Origin of the sequence: Nostoc sp. 'Peltigera membranacea cyanobiont' 232 (assembly GCF_002245985.1) — a bacterium.
Lineage (GTDB): Bacteria > Cyanobacteriota > Cyanobacteriia > Cyanobacteriales > Nostocaceae > Nostoc.
This window is the reverse complement of record NZ_NOLK01000009.1, coordinates 62434-79709: the sequence shown is the minus strand read 5'-3', so window position 1 is coordinate 79709 and position 17276 is coordinate 62434. Positions and strand designations below refer to the sequence as shown.

Sequence of the window (17276 nt, the reverse complement as noted above, 5' to 3'; positions counted from 1 at the left end):
ATTGGCAAATGGTAAAATTTTTTGAAAAAATTTATAGTGGTAATGCAAATTTCGGAGATTTTTTTGCTCAACACAACGAGCATCGCATTTTTTTTCCAAAAATAATATTTGCTATCCTTGCATTTTCCTCGAAGTGGAACATTAAATTAGAAAATTATTTTAGCCTTTTACTGGCTTTAGTAAATTTCGTTCTTTTATATAAAATTGCAGCTTCTACTTACAATAAAAATAATATCTTATTATTTCATTTATTTAATTTCACAACTTGTATTGTAAATTTTTCTTTAATTCAGTGCGAAAATTGGTTATGGGGATTTCAAATATCTTGGTTATTAATAAATACGTGCCTAATCCTAGCAGTTTTCATTCTTACTGTACCTAAAAATTTGCATCCTAATTCCAGACTATCACTTGCATCTCTTTGCTGTTTTATTGCTAGCTTTTCGTTGGCTCATGGATTACTGTCTTGGCTGTCACTACTCCCATCAATATACTTACTTGAAGGGAGAACTAAACAGAAACAAATCAGGATTTTGGTATGGATGTTACTTTTTTGTTTTTGTGTTGCCATCTATTCTATTGGTTATGAAAAGCCTTCTTACCATCCTAGTATCTTCTTTATTTTACAGCAGCCATTAATTGCATCTGAATATTTCTTCTCTATCATAGGTTATTCGTTAGGCCAAAATATTTGGCCTCCTGTAGTTACTGGACTAATAATATTATTAATTTTTTCATTTTTTAATGTTTTATGTTTCAAAAATTATCAATCAGAGTTTGCCAAGAAAGCAGCCCCCTGGCTATCATTGGGTTGGTTTGCCATTTTGTTTGCATTAATTACTACTGTTGGTAGAGCTGGTTTTGGTGTTGGGCAAAGTGTAGCACCAAGGTATGTAACTGTTTCGATATTATTAGTCATCTCTTGCCTACAATTGTGTCGATTATGGATATATAAATGGCAAAATGCAGACAAAAACACATATATATTTTCAGGATTTGGCCTAGGATTTTTAATATGTCTTTTTGTTTTTAGCTCTAATAATAGCATTGTAGAAGGACAAAATATTTTGGTTCAAAGAAAGTTTGGTCAAAATTGCTTAGAACTTATAAATTTTATAGATCAATCTATCAGTAATTCACCTAGCAACTGTTTAAATATTCTTGCTCCAGACCAATTAAAGATACGAGAACTAAGTAAAACTCTTCAAAAATTAGAGTTTAGGGATTTTCCTCGAAATATAACTTTTATCACTAAAGCTGAGAAACTTCACGGTTACATTGACTTTCCCCCAACAATAAAACAAGCATTAAATCTACGCAGGAGTGATCCTTTAAGGTTGTATGGCTGGGGTATTCTCCCTGAAGACCAAGAACAACCACCAATAGTTTTACTGTCCTATGGCAATAATCAATCATTTTTTGCCATTGGGCTTATAAATTCAAACAGACCTGATATAGCTACAGCTTTCAATTCAAGTCTTTATAAGACATCAGGTTGGGAAGCAAATGTTTCTCTAAGGTCGATACCAGCAGGTGAAACTGTAATTAAGGCTTGGGTTTTTGACCGAAAACGTCAACAGTTCATACAGTTGAATGGTGAACCAAAGATAAAAGTGGTTGAGTAAAAAAGAAACCTAGTCTAGAAAGCATTGCATTTCTTATTGGAACCATAAAGGGAGTAATAGAGCCAAAATGCTAAAAACAATGTTTCGCTCAAAAATACTGAAGTTTCTATTAGGTGGTGGTTTAGCAGCGACACTAAATTTAGCACTGATTTATTTAATAATTGAAAAGCTAGGATTCAATACACCTTTTTTGCGTAATATAGCCAATATAATATCAATTGAAATTTCCCTAATATTTGGTTTTTTTATATACCGAACTTGGGTTTGGACTGGAGGCGTTTGGAACATTAGAGAAGTATTTTTACGACAACTTCCTCTGTACCATGTTTCTGCTGGAGTTGCAGTCATTACTCGCATTTTATTTATATTTCCTATTCTAGATTGGTTGAAAATTAACTATGCCATCAATACTTTTATAGGCGCACTTTTGAGCGCATCGATTAACTATCTGATTAGCGATCGCTTTGTCTTTAAAACACCATTAAAAAAAACTTATAACAAGTTACAGACAAACAATTCGCCAGATACATATTATCCAGAGGCATTGGCTCCAGCTCTATCAGTAAATTCTAGATTCAGAAAAGCTGAATCAAATAATACAGATACTTCCAATTCAAATGTCAATACTTTATCAATAGTAATTCCAGCCTACAACGAAGAAGACTGTATAGTTCCAACTGTTCAGACTATTAGCAAAATTTTGGAACAGGAAAAAATAGATTACGAAATTTTAGTTGTTAATGACAACAGCAAGGATAAAACAGAAGAATTGTTGCAACAAATGAATTCTCAAAATAATAAGCTGCGTTATGTAAATAATTATTATCCTAACGGCTTTGGCTTTGCAGTTCGCTGTGGGTTAGAAAATTTTACAGGAGATGCCGTAGCGGTTGTTATGGCAGATAGTTCAGATGCACCAGAAGACATCGTATTTTACTACCATAAGCTGCAAGAAGGCTACGATTGTGTTTTTGGTTCCCGCTTCATTAAAGGAGGTAAAGTAATTGACTATCCCAGTCACAAATTAATTGTAAATCGTTTAGCGAATCTTTTTATTCAGATACTATTTGGCTTGAAATTTAACGACACTACTAATGCATTTAAGATTTATCGTAAAGACGTTATTGAAGGTATCTCTCCATTAGTATCTCACCATTTCAATTTAACAGTAGAAATCCCACTCAAAGCCATAGTTAGAGGATACTCTTATACAACTATTCCTATAACTTGGAGAAATAGAACTACAGGGGTTTCTAAGCTAAAGCTCAAAGAAATGGGCAGTCGATATTTGTTTATAGTTCTCTATATCTGGCTAGAAAAACATTTATCGCGTGGAGATTATCATTTAAGCAAAAAAAGACTGCTAATCAATCAAAGGTTTAAATCAAATGGCTGAGAATATTCTGATTTTAGGAGGAGCTGGTTTTATTGGCAGTTCCTTAGCAATTAATTTAAAAAAGCATCACCCGTTTTGGAAAATTATATGTTTTGATAATCTCCGAAGGCGTGGTTCAGAATTAAACCTTCCTAGATTTAAAAATTTAGAAATTGACTTTATTCACGGCGATATTCGCTCCCCTAGCGATTTAGATCCCAGAATTTTTAACGTCGATACCATCATTGATTGTTCTGCTGAACCTTCTGTCCTTGCAGGATTTACCTCTCCACAATATGTGCTGCAAACGAATTTATTAGGAACTATCAATGTCCTTGAACTAGCTAGACAAATCGATGCTCGTTTACTCTTTCTCTCCACTAGTCGTGTTTATCCGATTGAAACACTTAAGTCAGTTAACTTAGTAGAACTACCAACCCGCTTTAGCATTGCTCCTGAACAGATAATATCGGGAGTATCTCATCTTGGTATAGCAGAGGAATTTCCACTTCAAAGCTACCGTTCTCTTTATGGTACTACCAAACTTGCCTCGGAAATGCTAATCGAAGAGTATCGCCAAGCTTATGGTATTCAGGCAATAGTCAACCGTTGTGGCGTGATTACAGGGCCTTGGCAGATGGGTAAAGTTGACCAAGGTGTTTTTGTTTTGTGGTTAGCCGCACACTATTTTGAAAAATCTCTAAGCTACATAGGCTATGGCGGTACAGGTAAACAAGTTAGAGATTTATTGCATATTGAAGATTTGTTGAATTTGATTAATTATCAGTTAGAACATTTTTCAAAACTTGATGGGGATGTTTTAAATGTTGGTGGTGGTGTTGATAATAGTCTATCTCTATTAGAGACTACTAAACTATGCGAGACAATAACTGGTAAATCTATTCCTATCAAATCAGAAGAAATAGCTAGACAAGGTGATATCCCTATTTATATTACGGATTCCTCCACGATCATATCTAAGACTGGATGGAAACCAATCATGAATCCAGAACGAACTCTCCGAGATATTTATAACTGGATTATTGAGTATGAAAAAATGCTTGAGCCTATATTATCTTAAGCTGTTTAGTAAAAACCAACTTTTTGCGATCAAAGACCTATGAAACAAGAAGAATACCTTAAAAACCTTTACTCTAATCGTTTTGACCATCAACAAAGAAGAGCTAAAATAGCATTGTGGAAAACTTTAATTGAGGAGTTTTTACAAAAGCATGTGGGGAAAGACTCAATTACTTTAGATATTGGGGGAGGCTATTGTGAGTTTATCAATAATATTCAAGCAAGAAAAAAATACTTAATCGATCTCAATCCTGATTCTCAGGCATTTGCTAATCCTGATGTCAATGTTCTCAATCTGGATATTTTGAACAGAGCAGAACAGGAGAAAATAACGGAGCGCTTTGACAAAATATTTGTTTCAAACTTTTTTGAACATTTAAACAATAAGGAGGAGCTAGTTGAAGTTTTGTTATTTTGCTTTAACTACCTCAAACCTGGAGGATCAATATTAATAATACAGCCAAACTTCAAATATTCTATTAAAGAATATTATGATTTTATCGATCATCAATTACCAATCACCCATCTTTCTCTTCAAGAATTATTACATACTATTGGTTTCAAAATTGATGTTTTAATTCCCAGATTTTTGCCATATTCAACTAAAGGTAGACCAGGGTCGCCTAATCTTTTGAAGCTTTATCTCAAGTTACCATTCCTTTGGAATTTTTTGGGAGGGCAGATGTTTATCAAAGCATCTAAATCCTTCTAGTTTAACTCCCAGTATAAGCCCATTTTATCCTAAACTGTTGATTGTATTGTGTGTGAGTCAAAATATTATGCCTACCGTTTTAATTACTGGTTCCTCTGGTCTAATTGGTTCAGAATCAGTTCATTTTTTTGCCCAACACGGTTTTCATGTTGTGGGTATCGATAATAATATGCGGGCGGTATTTTTCGGTGAATCTGCTTCCACAGACTGGAATCGTCGTATCCTAGAAGATAAATATGGTGAGAGCTATCGTCACTATGATATTGATATCCGCGATCGCTTCGCAATAGAAAACCTATTTCAAGAATATTCCTCCGATATTTGTCTGATTATTCATACAGCAGCACAACCATCCCATGACTGGGCAGCAAAAGACCCTCATACAGATTTTACAATTAATGCCAACGGTACTTTAGTATTACTAGAAGCAACTCGACAATACTGCCCTGATGCAATTTTTATATTCACCTCAACCAACAAAGTCTATGGTGATACTCCTAATTATCTACCCTTGCAGGAGTTAGAAACTCGCTGGGAAATTGAACAAAATCATCAATATACAGATGGCATTGATGAGTCAATGACAATTGACAACTCCAAACATTCTCTATTTGGTGCTTCTAAAGTTGCCGCAGATATACTAGTTCAAGAATATGGTAAATACTTCGGTATGAGAACTGCTAGCTTTAGAGGAGGTTGTCTGACTGGGCCGAACCATTCTGGTGCTCAGTTGCACGGCTTTCTTGCGTACTTAATGAAATCTACTATGACTGGCAAAACTTACACTATATTTGGCTATCAAGGCAAACAGGTTAGAGATAATATACACTCTTATGATCTTGTCAATGCTTTTTACCATTTTTATCAAAATCCGAGATGTGGAGAGGTTTATAATATTGGGGGTTCTCGCTATAGCAATTGTTCTATGTTAGAAGCAATATCAATTTGCGAAAATCTCGTAGGTAAAAAGCTGCAATCCACTTATACAGAACAGAATCGCTGTGGAGATCATATCTGGTATATTTCAGATGTAAGAAAGTTTCGTTCTCACTATCCAACTTGGGAATATAAATATAATCTTCAACAGATACTAGAGGATATTTATTATACTCAAGCATCTAGAAAACCAACTCATCTAAAACTAACTAAATAATTATTCCCAAATACTAGTTTAACTAAAATCTGTGAAAGCCCTGCCCACGTTATAGTCTGTTCGGCTCAGAACAATACTGTTGGAAAAGTTGCACATCTCGTTATGTCAAATTTATAAATTCAACTCCAATGCAGGATAAAGAAAAAATTGGCATTGTTTTAGCAACTTATAATCCTCAAATTGAATATTTTAAGAAACAGATCCAGTCTATTCAAAACCAGACTTGGCAAAACTGGGTTTGTTATATAGTTGATGACTGCTCCCAACCTAAATATCAAGCTGAAATTAAAAAGATTGTTGGTAATGATTCACGATTTATCTGCCATTTTCATAGTGATAATCTTAAGCATTATTACAATTTTGAGCGTGGTTTGCAATACTGTGTTAATGACTTTACAATTACAGCGATCGCCTTTTCAGATCAAGATGATATTTGGCAAGCAGAAAAGCTAGAAATATTGATAGCAAAACTGCGCTCAGAACAATTACTTTTAGTCCATTCTGATCTGGAACTTATCAATAGTTACGACGAAACTATCAATCCTTCTACGTGGAATTTTGAAGAACGTAATCCTGAAAACGCTACTGTAGAATTGTTATTACTTCGCAATGTGGTAACAGGATGCTCTTTATTATTTTGTACTTCTTTGATACCCTATATTCTTCCCTTTCCCCAACATCAAATTGCTTGGCATCACGACTGGTGGGTAGCTTTGGTTGCAATTCAAAAAGGTAAAATTGGCCATATTCGGCAACCATTAATCCGTTATAGAATTCACAGTTCTAATACAGTTGGGGTAGTGCAAGATGCTGGGAAGATATACACTGAATTCATAGTATGGGCTAGTAAGAAATATAAAATTACGGGTAAGAGCTATTTATTTCATTATAACTTGAGTAAAGCACTTTATGATCGTTTTCAGCATGAAACTAATTCAAGCCGAGCTAATCCTTTTGATACTCTACGATTAGATTTCGGTTTACCTATTCTCAAGCTTTGCTACCAAAGTTGGTGCATGGGATATGGTTCTGAAGGCATAGCACTACGAATTTGGATTCTCAAAGTATTATTCGATCTTAAACAAGTTCAAAAACTGCTACTTAAAATATTTACAATACGTTAAAGAACCAAGAATAGTACCCAAAGAAAATGACACGGAAACAACCCATTGCAGTATCGATTATTTTAGTTAACTATAATGGATCAGAAGTTTTACTAGACTGTTTAAACTCTATAAAAAAATTTATTGATATACCTGCTTATGAAATTATTGTTGTAGATAATGCCTCTAGCGATGGTAGTTTTGAATTAATTGTAGAAAAATTTCCTGAAGTTAGTCTAATTAGACAAGCTACAAATCGCGGTTTTGGAGCAGGAAATAATGTAGGAGCAAAAGTTGCTAATGGAGAATTTTTATTATTATTAAATACTGATACTATAGTTATTAGTAATATTATACCGCATTTAATTGAGTTGATGCAAGCAGATGCACAAGTAGGAATTATTGGGCCAAAATTGCTGAATCCTGATGGTACTTTACAAATTTCTGTTTCGCCAGCATTAGGAATTAAAGGGGAATATCAAGCTCGTCGGCTGCATCGAGATTATCAAAATATCTCTCAGCAAAATTTGATTGAGCAGAAATTCCAAGAAATTCAAGAAGTCGATATTGTTGTAGGGGCGGCTTGTTTTATGCGTTCAAGTTTATTTCATAAATTAGGTGGATTTGATGAAAACTTTTTCATGTATTTTGAAGAATCCGATTTATGCCAAAGAGCGCAGTATCAAGGATATAAAATTATCTACACGCCTCATGTATCTTTAATCCATTTGAAAGGATATTCGATTCAAAAGGCTGCGAATATAATGGCTATTGAATATAGACGTAGCCAGATTTATTACTATCAAAAGCATCGTCCTTTCTGGGAAAATATACTATTACGTATATATCTTTTTTATAAATTCTTTGGAGAGTTTATAACCACAACTAATCCGAATAGTTTAAAGATTATTATTTTGTTATTTACAGTAAAATAATATCCTATTCAAACACCTATGTCTAATTAATAATGTAGTAATTATATTATGCCTATATTAGTAAATTTATCTTTTGCTCCGGCACAGCCAACAGGTTGGTTAAGTTATAGTCTGAATTTATTAAAAGAGCTAAAAAATTTAGATATTGATGTATTAAGTCCAATTGAAATTTCGGGTATAAGATGTCATCAGTCACCACCAGAGATGACGACGGATTTTGGTATGAAAGGGCATTTAAAGCGTCTGTTATGGACGCAATTTAAACTGCCAAATTTATATCGAAAGATGAAGTCTACATTACTATTTTCTCCTATCCCAGAGGCTCCTCTATTTTCTTCCTGTTCTTATGTAGTTACTGTTCATGATTTAATTCCTTTAAGATTTCCCCAATGGTTTTCTAGAACGCAGCGGCTTTATTGCAGCTATTATATTCGTGCTGTAATAAGACAATCAAAGCACGTTATTTGTGATTCAATGGCAACGGCTGAAGATTTAAGCAAATTTTTGGGAGTTACCGAAGACAAAATAACTGTGATTCCACTAGCGTATGACAGCGAAAAGTTTCGTTTTTTGGATTTACCAACGCAAAATTATTTCCTTTATTTAGGACGACATAATCCTCACAAAAATTCTGAACGCTTAATTACTGCCTTCGCCGCACTACCTAACCGCCAAGATTACGAACTTTGGTTAGCAGGGCCAAGCGATCGCCGTTATACCCCAGTTTTAAAAGCGCAAGTTGAGAAACTAGGCATAACTAATCAGGTGAAGTTCCTTGACTATATTCCTGACAGCGAATTGCCAAAAATTATCAATGAAGCGATCGCTCTGGTTTTCCCCAGTCTCTGGGAAGGTTTTGGTTTACCTGTCTTGGAAGCAATGGCTTGTGGTACTCCCGTCATTACCTCCAATCTCTCCTCCTTACCAGAAGTGGCTGGAGATGCGGCGATTCTGATCGATCCCTACAAAATCGGAGAAATTACAGAAGCGATGCAGGCGATCGCAACTAATTCGGGGTTGCGATCGCGCCTTTCTAGCCAAGGTATTACTCACTGTCAACAATTCAGTTGGGAAAAAACAGGAAAAGCAACCGTCGAAGTTTTATCCCGCTACATATAAAAGATAAACTAACACCATAATTAGATGTCAGGATTTAGGATTTTGTCCAGATTTCAGATTATCTTGACTAATGACTTATAAATAATCCTCAATCCCTATGAAAGCACTAATTCTCTCTGGCGGGAAAGGTACACGCCTACGTCCCCTCACCTATAGCGGAGCTAAACAACTCGTACCAGTTGCGAATAAACCCGTTTTGTGGTATGGCATTGAAGAAATGGTCGCTACTGGGATTACTGATATTGGCATCATCATCAGCCCGGAAACTGGAACAGAAGTTCAAGGAAAAACCGGAAATGGAGAATGCTTTGGAGCAAACATCACCTATATAGAACAAGACCAGCCACTGGGACTTGCTCACGCCGTCCAAATCGCCCGTCCCTTTTTAGGAGATTCCCCCTTTGTCATGTACTTGGGCGATAACCTAATTCAACTAGGTGAGCTACGTTACTTTCTGCAACAATTTAGTCAACAACAGCCAGATGCTTTGATTCTCTTGCGTTCGGTTGCCAATCCAAGCGCCTTTGGTGTGGCTGAAGTAGATGATACAGGACGGGTATTACAGTTAATTGAAAAACCGAAAGTTCCGCCTTCAAATTTGGCATTGGTAGGGGTTTATTTCTTTTCTCACGTCATCTTTGATGCGATCGCAAATATCCAACCTTCTACCAGAGGCGAACTAGAAATCACTGATGCTATTCAATATCTAATTAATCAGGAAAAACAAGTTTTAGCCTACAAACTCCAGGGTTGGTGGTTAGATACTGGTAAAAAAGATGACTTATTAGAAGCTAACCGATTGATTCTCGACACCTATCTGAAAGCATCAGTTCTTGGCGAAGTCGATGCCCAAAGTCAAATTATAGGACGAGTCCAAATCGGTGCAAAATCTCAAGTAATTAACTGCACAATTCGGGGGCCAGTAGTCATTGGTAGCAATTGTCATTTAGAAAACTGCTTTATTGGCCCTTATAGTAGTATTGCTAACAATGTGACACTCATTGATACTGATTTAGAACACAGTGTGATTTTAGAAGGCGCTAAAATTGCCGGAATTCATCAGCGCATTATTGATAGTGTGATTGGACAACGGGCCCAATTGACTCTTGCACCCCGTCGCCCCAAAGCCTTGCGATTTCTAATTGGCGATGACTGTCAAATTGAACTAACGTGATTTACTTATTAAAAACAGGAAAAGCTCCGGTCGAAGTGTTACCTGCTAGCTGTAAAATACAAGCATTAAATTACTCTCACAATTAATACTGTGGTGGGTTACTCGAAATAATATTAATGAGCATTGTACGTACCAAAATTCCTGAAGTTATACAACTCGAACCCCAAGTATTTGCAGACGATCGGGGGTTCTTTTTTGAAGCCTACAACGATCGCAAATTTGCCCAAGAGACTGGTATTGTTACCAACTTCGTCCAAGATAACCACTCTTGCTCTAAACAAAACGTTTTGCGGGGATTGCACTACCAAATTCACCAACCCCAAGGTAAACTTGTCCGGGCTATTGTTGGCACTATCTTTGACGTAGCCGTAGATATCAGAAAAAGTTCGACTACTTTTGGAAAGTGGGTAGGTTATGAACTCAGTGCTGAGAACAAACGCCTACTGTGGATACCACCAGGCTTTGCTCACGGCTTTCTCGTGCTTTCAGAAATAGCCGAAGTTCTCTACAAAGCTACAGATTACTACGCGCCCCAAGGCGATCGCACCATCTTATGGAACGATCCAGATTTAGCGATAGATTGGCCCGTGAGTGCTACACCGATTTTATCAGCTAAAGACCAAGCGGGTAAATCTTTGAGAACTGCGGAAGTATTTAATTAGGCTTGATGATTGCGTTAGATTCGAGAACTAATTAGGATGAGTAAATCAATTTTGCTGATTGGTAGCAACGGTCAAGTAGGTAAGGAATTAGAACAAATCCTCCCAAGCTATGGCGATATTATCTCAGTAATCCGTCCAACAGTAGACCTTGCCCAACCCGATACTCTCCGCAACTTTATCAGAGCAAAGCAGCCGCAAATCATCATTAATGCTGCTGCTTACACTGCTGTAGACAAAGCAGAAAGCGAACCTGAAGTTGCAAGCGCTATTAATGCTATTGCACCCCTAATTATTGCCCAAGAAAGCCAAAAATTAGGAGCTTTTCTGATTCATCTTTCGACCGATTATGTTTTTGATGGTAATGGGTATCGCCCTTATCAGGAAACCGATGCAACTAATCCCTTGAGTGTTTACGGTAAAACCAAACTTGCTGGAGAAGAAGCAATTCGGGAAACTTGCGCCCATCACCTGATCCTCCGTACTGCTTGGGTTTATGGAACCTTTGGCAAAAGTAACTTTGTCAAAACTATGCTGCGATTAGGTGCAGAACGCCAAGAACTTCGTGTTGTCGCCGATCAAATTGGTAGCCCAACTTGGGCGCAAGATATAGCCGCAGTCATCGCCCAAACGACTCTCCAGTTAGCCCCAGAAATTAGCGGCACTTATCACTACACTAATAGCGGCGTTGCTAGCTGGTATGACTTTGCCGTTGCCATTTTTGAAGAAGCCCAACAACTAGGCTTCCCTTTGAAAGTTGAACGTATTCTCCCCATTACAACTGCTGAATATCCCACACCAGCCCGTCGCCCAGCCTATTCTGTGCTTGCTTGTGGAAAAATTGCCGCAATCTTAGGGACTTATCCACCTCATTGGCGACAAAGACTTCGGCAAATGCTTCAAGATTGGGTATTGGGTACTGGGGATTGGGGATTGGGGATTGGGAAAACTCTTCCTTAATCCCCAGTCCCTATCCCCTTTTTAATACTCCCGTTTCATGTTGTATGGGCAAGACATCTAAAATATCAGTTTGGGAACAATATTTTAAATCATCTAGACAGTCAAGGCGTAACAATCGTTGACCGTGACTAGCTTGGTGAAGTAATCCCAATAAGTTATCTTGCCATTGAGAGTAAAGAGCGATCGCACTAATTACTTCATCATTCCCAGCGAGTTCTTCTGGTGACAACTGGGTTTGCTGCAAAATACTATGAGCGATCGCACCTGCACAAACTGTATCCTCTAAAGAAAAACTACCTTCCCAACCGGAACCGACAATCCACACTGTCTCTGGTTGCTTCTCTATAACAAATTGCACCACAGCCGCCCGGTTAATTAAGGCTGCGGCTAATAGATTTGGGGAGTCTTGTACCCGTTGTAAGGCACGAGTGCCATTGGTGGTACTGATAAACAACCGCCGCCCCTGGACTAATTCTGGTGTGCAGTCGAGGGGAGAGTTCCCCAACTCAAAGCCAGGTACTTTCGCGCCGCCGCGTTCTCCAGCCCGCAGCCGTTTTTCAGATGGCCATTTTTCACTAACTTCAATTAACCGATCTAAATCGCTGAATACTTGTACAGCTTCGCCTCCAGCTGCCAAAACTGTCGCAATTGTGCTAGTGGCTCGCAAGACATCAACTGCGATCGCACATTCTGGCGCTTTACCCGTTGGAGTCAATTCAGGAGTGTGGTATACGAATAGCTTCACGCGCTGGATACACCTGCTTTAATACTACTGCCGCAAAATAACATTCTACCTAGTTGGTGTCACTAACTATAGTTACAATTACTCCCAGAGATTTTTTTAGCATCAGAATGCATTATGTAACCTATTCAATACATAAATACTCAAAAAGTCCATTTTTATGCTTATAGACTTTCAGACTTGCGGCATTATCCTGTAATCTAAAACAAGAACAGATATCTTAAAGCTATATTTGGCATTCCCAGGTTAGCACCACTACGCATACTGACTAACCTTGCGAAACAAAAACCGAAATTTTCACTTCCACTCCGCTTATCCAAAACCTCAAATCGAAATCGCTATGGCACCTTTACCCGATTACCGCCCTAAACAATTATCTTTAGGCCCGTTGGAAGCGGAAATTTTAAATATCATCTGGGAACTTGGTTCAGCCACAGTCAAGGATGTACACGATCGCATTTTGACCGATCCCAACCGCGAATTAGCGTATACTTCTGTCACCACCGTCTTACGTCGCCTCACTGATAAAGGTTGGTTAGCCTGCGATAAAAAAGAGCGGGCATTTTATTGGCGGCCAATGCTGAGTAAGCAGCAATCAGATGTTATCAAAGCTCACGAGCAGTTACAGCGATTTCTGGCGGTGGGGAACCCCGATGTTGTTGCTGCCTTTGCTGATAGCCTAGATGAAGCAGCTAGCGAGCAAATAGCAGCGATCGCCAAACGCATTCAATCAGCACGCCAAGCCAGGGAGGAAAAATGATGCATCTCATAATGATTTTGATTGCTTTGGCAGTTGCCTGGTGCTTAAGATCCTCTTGGAATCAACCCCAAGGCAATTGGAATCTGCGGTGGCAGCGATCGCTATTTTTATTCCTCTTCCCGCCCTTACTAATTTTCATGACTGCGATCGCTGTGCTGTTCATGGGGCCTCAAGGGCAAATGGGCGGAATGTATACAGGCTCAGTCAGCTATGTAGTAGCGTTGATTTATTTGGCATTTTTTGCCATTTCATGTATTAAACTTGCCTTCCAGGGTTGGCAGTCTGTGGAATCTGCTCGTAACTGTCCTCTGGTAAATTTGGGGGATAAACGAGCCAGGTTACTGCAAACGGGGGCGTTGTTTGCGGGTCAAATTGGTTTTTGGCAACCAGAACTGGTAGTTAGCCAAGGATTACTGCAAACTCTCTCACCAGATCATTTAGAAAGCGTCTTAGCCCACGAGCAAGGGCATCATTATTATAAGGATACATTCTGGTTTTTTTGGCTGGGCTGGGTGCGTTCCTGCACCGCTTGGTTGCCAAATACAGAGCTTTTGTGGGAAGAACTATTAGCTTTGCGCGAACTCCGTGCCGATGGTTATGCAGCATTGCAGGTAGACCCTCTGGTGTTAGCAGAATCACTGTTATTAGTAGTTAGTACCAGCCCAGTATTATCGGAAATCTGCTGTGCTGCATTGGGTTCCTCTGGTGTCGGCGATCGCTTAGAACAGAGAATCGAAGCCCTATTAGCGCCACCAGAACCGATCCAAGAACCTCAATTGCAGTCCTGGCATGGTTTTCTTTTGGCGTTATTGCCTCTAGTAGCTGTGATATTTCATAGCTAAGTGGAATTTATTAGCGCACAATAGCACGAAGTCGCGATTTTAAGAAAAAGAATAATATAAAATTACAGCGTTAAGTACAATTTCGGCAATTGGTAGTGGGTTTACCACAATTACCAATTACCAACTTTTAACGATCGCGTTGTGCTATTTAGATTTAGCCTCCAAGTTTTCTAAACGGCTTCTCAATTCCTGGTTTTGTTGCTTGAGTTGGTCGAAATCTTCACGCAATTGACGCAGGGTTTTTTCTGAACCGATGTTCTTTTGCACCTTGGAAATTTCTTCTTCAGCAGAGCGACGGACACGCCCATCGGCTGTTTGTTCAGCTAGCGATCGCAAAATCCCCACAGCTTTGGGTGTTTCCATTTGTCCTAACGCTGCGGCTACCGCCACTTGCGTTAAAAAGAAGGTTTCTTTAGCTAGTTCTGTTAATTTTTCTAAAATCCGTTCCAAATTAGCCGGACTTTGACCTCCAGAAATCTTTCCTAAAGCGCGAATTGTGGCTAAACGTAGAGGTTGTGGTACTCCAAGTTTGGTGTACTCGATTAGTAAATTTAAAGCTGCTTCCGAGGCTTTGAATTCAGCTAAACCGGCGATCGCACCACTCCGCACTACTTCATTCCAACCCGCTTTTTCTTCTAAAATGCCTTTGAGTTGCTTTAATACCTTGTCTTCCTTGGGTTTTTCTTCCAAGTTTGCAGAGGCGATCGCGCCAATCACACGAGATGCTGTTGCTTCTACGTAGTAGCTAGGATCGCCCTTTTGCAACAACCCTTTCACAACTTTATAGCTTTCAGCAGTTTTGATTTGAGCAAGTGCTTCCACTACATATCTTCGCACGTAAGCATTTTTATCTTTTAATCCCAGAATCAAGCCATCAAAAGCTTGGTCTAAATTAATTTTGGCTAGTTGCTTCGCTACTTCCACCCGCACACCCCACAATGGGTCATTTTTGAGCGCCGCAGATAGTGCTTTTGTCGCTTCTAACCCGCCTTTTTTCGCCAAAGCTTCTGCTGCATATATGCGCGAAATCGGGTTGGGGTCAGATTCTAACTGTGCTTTTAACTCTGCGGTGGGATACTCTAAAGCTACTGTTTTTAGGTAATTATTCTCAACATCAAAGCTGATAAATTGGGGCTTATTTTCTAAGGGAAAATAGAAGCTTTGTTCTCGTTCATTTACCCGCACTACAAAAATTTTGAGTTGCGAGTTAGGAGTTATGAGTTGGGAATTATCTTTAACTCCTAACTCCTCACTTCTGGCTTCTTGTTGGCTATAGCCAAAACCAATAGGTATTTTTAAATCAAACAAATCCTTACTGCCATTTTTACCTTCAGCAGCTTGGGTTTGAGTTACTGTAATTTTTGCCAAATTAGCATCCCCATCCCAAGAGTAAGCTACCTTAAAATCGGGATGACCACCACGATAAACATATTGGTCAAAGAGGAACAAAAGATTATGTCCGGTAGCTTTTTCAATCGCCCTGAGTAAATCTATTGTTTCTACAGTTTTGTGGGCATTATCTTGGACAAATGTTTGAATAGCCTGCCAAAATAATTCATCTCCCAATTGGGAGCGAATCATGTGATATACACAAGACCCTTTTTCGTAGATGTGGCGATCGTAAAGTTCAATAGCTTCGCGGTAAACATGTGTTACCATCGGGCGACGATAGCGGGTGCTATCTTCACTAATGTAACGACGAGCCTCTAATAAACGATAGTAAGCTGCTTCTCCCTGACTATATTCCTGTTCTGTCCACATCACCTCAGAATAGGAAGCCATTCCTTCCTTAATCCAAGCATGAGACCAATGCTTAATCACCACCAAATCACCAAACCACTGGTGCGCGAGTTCGTGGACGACTAAGCTTTCGGTGTTGCGGTTATCTAAAGCAGCGCGTTCATCCAGCAAACATCTATCTGTTAACAAGGTTGTGGAGGTATTTTCCATCCCGCCAAAGATGAAGTCATCAACACAAACTTGGGCATATTTCGGGAAAGGATATGGATAACCATACTTTTGGCTCAAAAATTCGATCATTCGAGGAGTTTTGCCCATGCTGCGTTTAGCATCTTCCTCTCGTCCTTTTTCTACATAGTAGGTGACTGGTTTACCCATCCACTCATCCCGAATTTCGGCAAAGTCACCGACAGCCAAAGTCATCAAGTAGGTAGGATGAACTTGTTGCTGTGACCAATGGTAGATTTTGTAATCACCATCTTCTGTTGTGTCAATCAGTTCGCCGTTAGAAATCGCCACGAGAGGGTTGGGAACACGAACGCGAATTTCTGAAGTAGACAATTGTCCTGGATAGTCAAAGCAGGGGAACCAAAAGCGAGAGTCTTCGTCTTCTCCCTGAGTCCAAACTTGAGTGGGCTTGTTTGGATAGTGCTTGTCTGGTTGGATAAAATAAATACCCCGTTGCGGTTTTACCACCGAGTAGGCGATCGCAATCAGTAAGCGTTTACCAATCTGAGTCGCCTCAGCAAGTTGGATAAAAAGCTGTTCGCCGTCGTAGTCAAAAGTTTGTGGCACATCGTCCACCTGCACAGACTCGATATTCAAGTTGACAGCATCCAAAGTCAAACGATCAATGCCATTACGGATTGGCAAGAGGCGAATGCTACAACTGCCCTGATAGCTTTGCTTGGGGATATCCAAACTGAGATCGAGAAAAATATGCTCCACTTGTCCGGGGCGATCGGGGTTGTAGTGTGGTCTTGCTCCCGGTAACTCAAAAGGTTTGTGTCCGTTATTATCTGTATCAAAATAAGACTTCGACATTGATCCTTACTGACCTTGTAATCCTGAAAAGTCTGGCTTGGCTAGATTTAATTAAGCAAAATAGCGGTGTCTGTATTTCCCAAATAAATAGGGCTGTATGGGGGTTAAGATTCCCCTTGGGGATTGGGGGATTGAAATTAATCTCACCCAAATTCCCGAAGATCGGCAGCCGATCCTGGGACTTTTTTCCATATCCCTCCCGCATTTACTTTTCCTGATGTTTTGCACTTTTTTGTTATCGAGTCAAGTGTCC

The 17276-nt window shown here is 39.0% G+C and carries 15 protein-coding genes; 13 read left to right on the top strand and 2 right to left on the bottom strand.

Annotated elements, in window-relative coordinates; translation table 11 throughout:
• Window positions 1-8: 8 nt before the first annotated feature.
• From CDG79_RS05185 to rfbD, 11 genes are all read left to right on the top strand, one after another.
• Window positions 9-1625: a hypothetical protein gene (locus tag CDG79_RS05185; RefSeq protein WP_143855422.1), complete on the top strand. Its 1617-nt coding sequence runs from the start codon at window positions 9-11 to the stop codon at window positions 1623-1625.
• A gap of 67 nt (window positions 1626-1692) precedes the next feature.
• A complete protein-coding gene (locus CDG79_RS05180) occupies window positions 1693-3021 on the top strand; it encodes a glycosyltransferase (RefSeq protein WP_094341175.1) in 1329 nt (442 codons plus the stop codon).
• Entirely contained in the window at window positions 3014-4081 is a 1068-nt protein-coding gene (locus CDG79_RS05175; protein WP_094341174.1) for an NAD-dependent epimerase/dehydratase family protein, read from the top strand. Before CDG79_RS05180 ends, CDG79_RS05175 begins: the two co-directional genes overlap by 8 nt.
• Before the next feature lie 39 nt (window positions 4082-4120).
• Window positions 4121-4792: a class I SAM-dependent methyltransferase gene (locus CDG79_RS05170; protein WP_094341173.1), complete on the top strand. Its 672-nt coding sequence runs from the start codon at window positions 4121-4123 to the stop codon at window positions 4790-4792.
• A 67-nt stretch (window positions 4793-4859) separates the two neighbouring features.
• Window positions 4860-5945: an NAD-dependent epimerase/dehydratase family protein gene (locus CDG79_RS05165; protein ID WP_094341172.1), complete on the top strand. Its 1086-nt coding sequence runs from the start codon at window positions 4860-4862 to the stop codon at window positions 5943-5945.
• A gap of 128 nt (window positions 5946-6073) precedes the next feature.
• Window positions 6074-7069: a glycosyltransferase family 2 protein gene (locus CDG79_RS05160; RefSeq protein WP_094341171.1), complete on the top strand. Its 996-nt coding sequence runs from the start codon at window positions 6074-6076 to the stop codon at window positions 7067-7069.
• A gap of 26 nt (window positions 7070-7095) precedes the next feature.
• The gene (locus CDG79_RS05155; RefSeq protein WP_094341170.1) at window positions 7096-7983 is read left to right on the top strand and encodes a glycosyltransferase family 2 protein; all 888 of its coding nucleotides are present in this window, start codon (window positions 7096-7098) and stop codon (window positions 7981-7983) included.
• A gap of 48 nt (window positions 7984-8031) precedes the next feature.
• On the top strand, window positions 8032-9102 hold the full coding sequence (locus tag CDG79_RS05150) for a glycosyltransferase family 4 protein (RefSeq protein WP_094341169.1): 1071 nt from the start codon (window positions 8032-8034) through the stop codon (window positions 9100-9102).
• A gap of 97 nt (window positions 9103-9199) precedes the next feature.
• Entirely contained in the window at window positions 9200-10276 is a 1077-nt protein-coding gene (locus tag CDG79_RS05145) for a glucose-1-phosphate thymidylyltransferase (protein WP_094341168.1), read from the top strand.
• A gap of 116 nt (window positions 10277-10392) precedes the next feature.
• Complete coding sequence (rfbC, locus tag CDG79_RS05140; RefSeq protein WP_094329779.1) at window positions 10393-10938, top strand: dTDP-4-dehydrorhamnose 3,5-epimerase; 546 nt, start codon at window positions 10393-10395, stop codon at window positions 10936-10938.
• A gap of 36 nt (window positions 10939-10974) precedes the next feature.
• Window positions 10975-11895 carry a dTDP-4-dehydrorhamnose reductase gene (gene rfbD, locus CDG79_RS05135; RefSeq protein ID WP_094341167.1) on the top strand — a complete coding sequence of 307 codons (921 nt, stop codon included), beginning with the start codon at window positions 10975-10977 and terminating at the stop codon, window positions 11893-11895.
• A 10-nt stretch (window positions 11896-11905) separates the two neighbouring features.
• Here the strand turns inward: rfbD and CDG79_RS05130 are convergent, their stop codons facing one another.
• Window positions 11906-12640 carry a 2-phosphosulfolactate phosphatase family protein gene (locus CDG79_RS05130; protein WP_094341166.1) on the bottom strand — a complete coding sequence of 245 codons (735 nt, stop codon included), beginning with the start codon at window positions 12638-12640 and terminating at the stop codon, window positions 11906-11908.
• Between the two features lie 337 nt (window positions 12641-12977).
• Between CDG79_RS05130 and CDG79_RS05125 the strand changes: the two genes are divergently transcribed.
• Window positions 12978-13397 carry a BlaI/MecI/CopY family transcriptional regulator gene (locus tag CDG79_RS05125; protein WP_094329782.1) on the top strand — a complete coding sequence of 140 codons (420 nt, stop codon included), beginning with the start codon at window positions 12978-12980 and terminating at the stop codon, window positions 13395-13397.
• Complete coding sequence (locus CDG79_RS05120) at window positions 13397-14239, top strand: M56 family metallopeptidase (protein ID WP_189524887.1); 843 nt, start codon at window positions 13397-13399, stop codon at window positions 14237-14239. The genes CDG79_RS05125 and CDG79_RS05120 overlap by 1 nt, the downstream gene beginning before the upstream one ends.
• A gap of 144 nt (window positions 14240-14383) precedes the next feature.
• Here the strand turns inward: CDG79_RS05120 and CDG79_RS05115 are convergent, their stop codons facing one another.
• The gene (locus tag CDG79_RS05115; RefSeq protein WP_094341164.1) at window positions 14384-17023 is read right to left on the bottom strand and encodes a M1 family metallopeptidase; all 2640 of its coding nucleotides are present in this window, start codon (window positions 17021-17023) and stop codon (window positions 14384-14386) included.
• Between the last annotated feature and the right edge of the window lie 253 nt (window positions 17024-17276).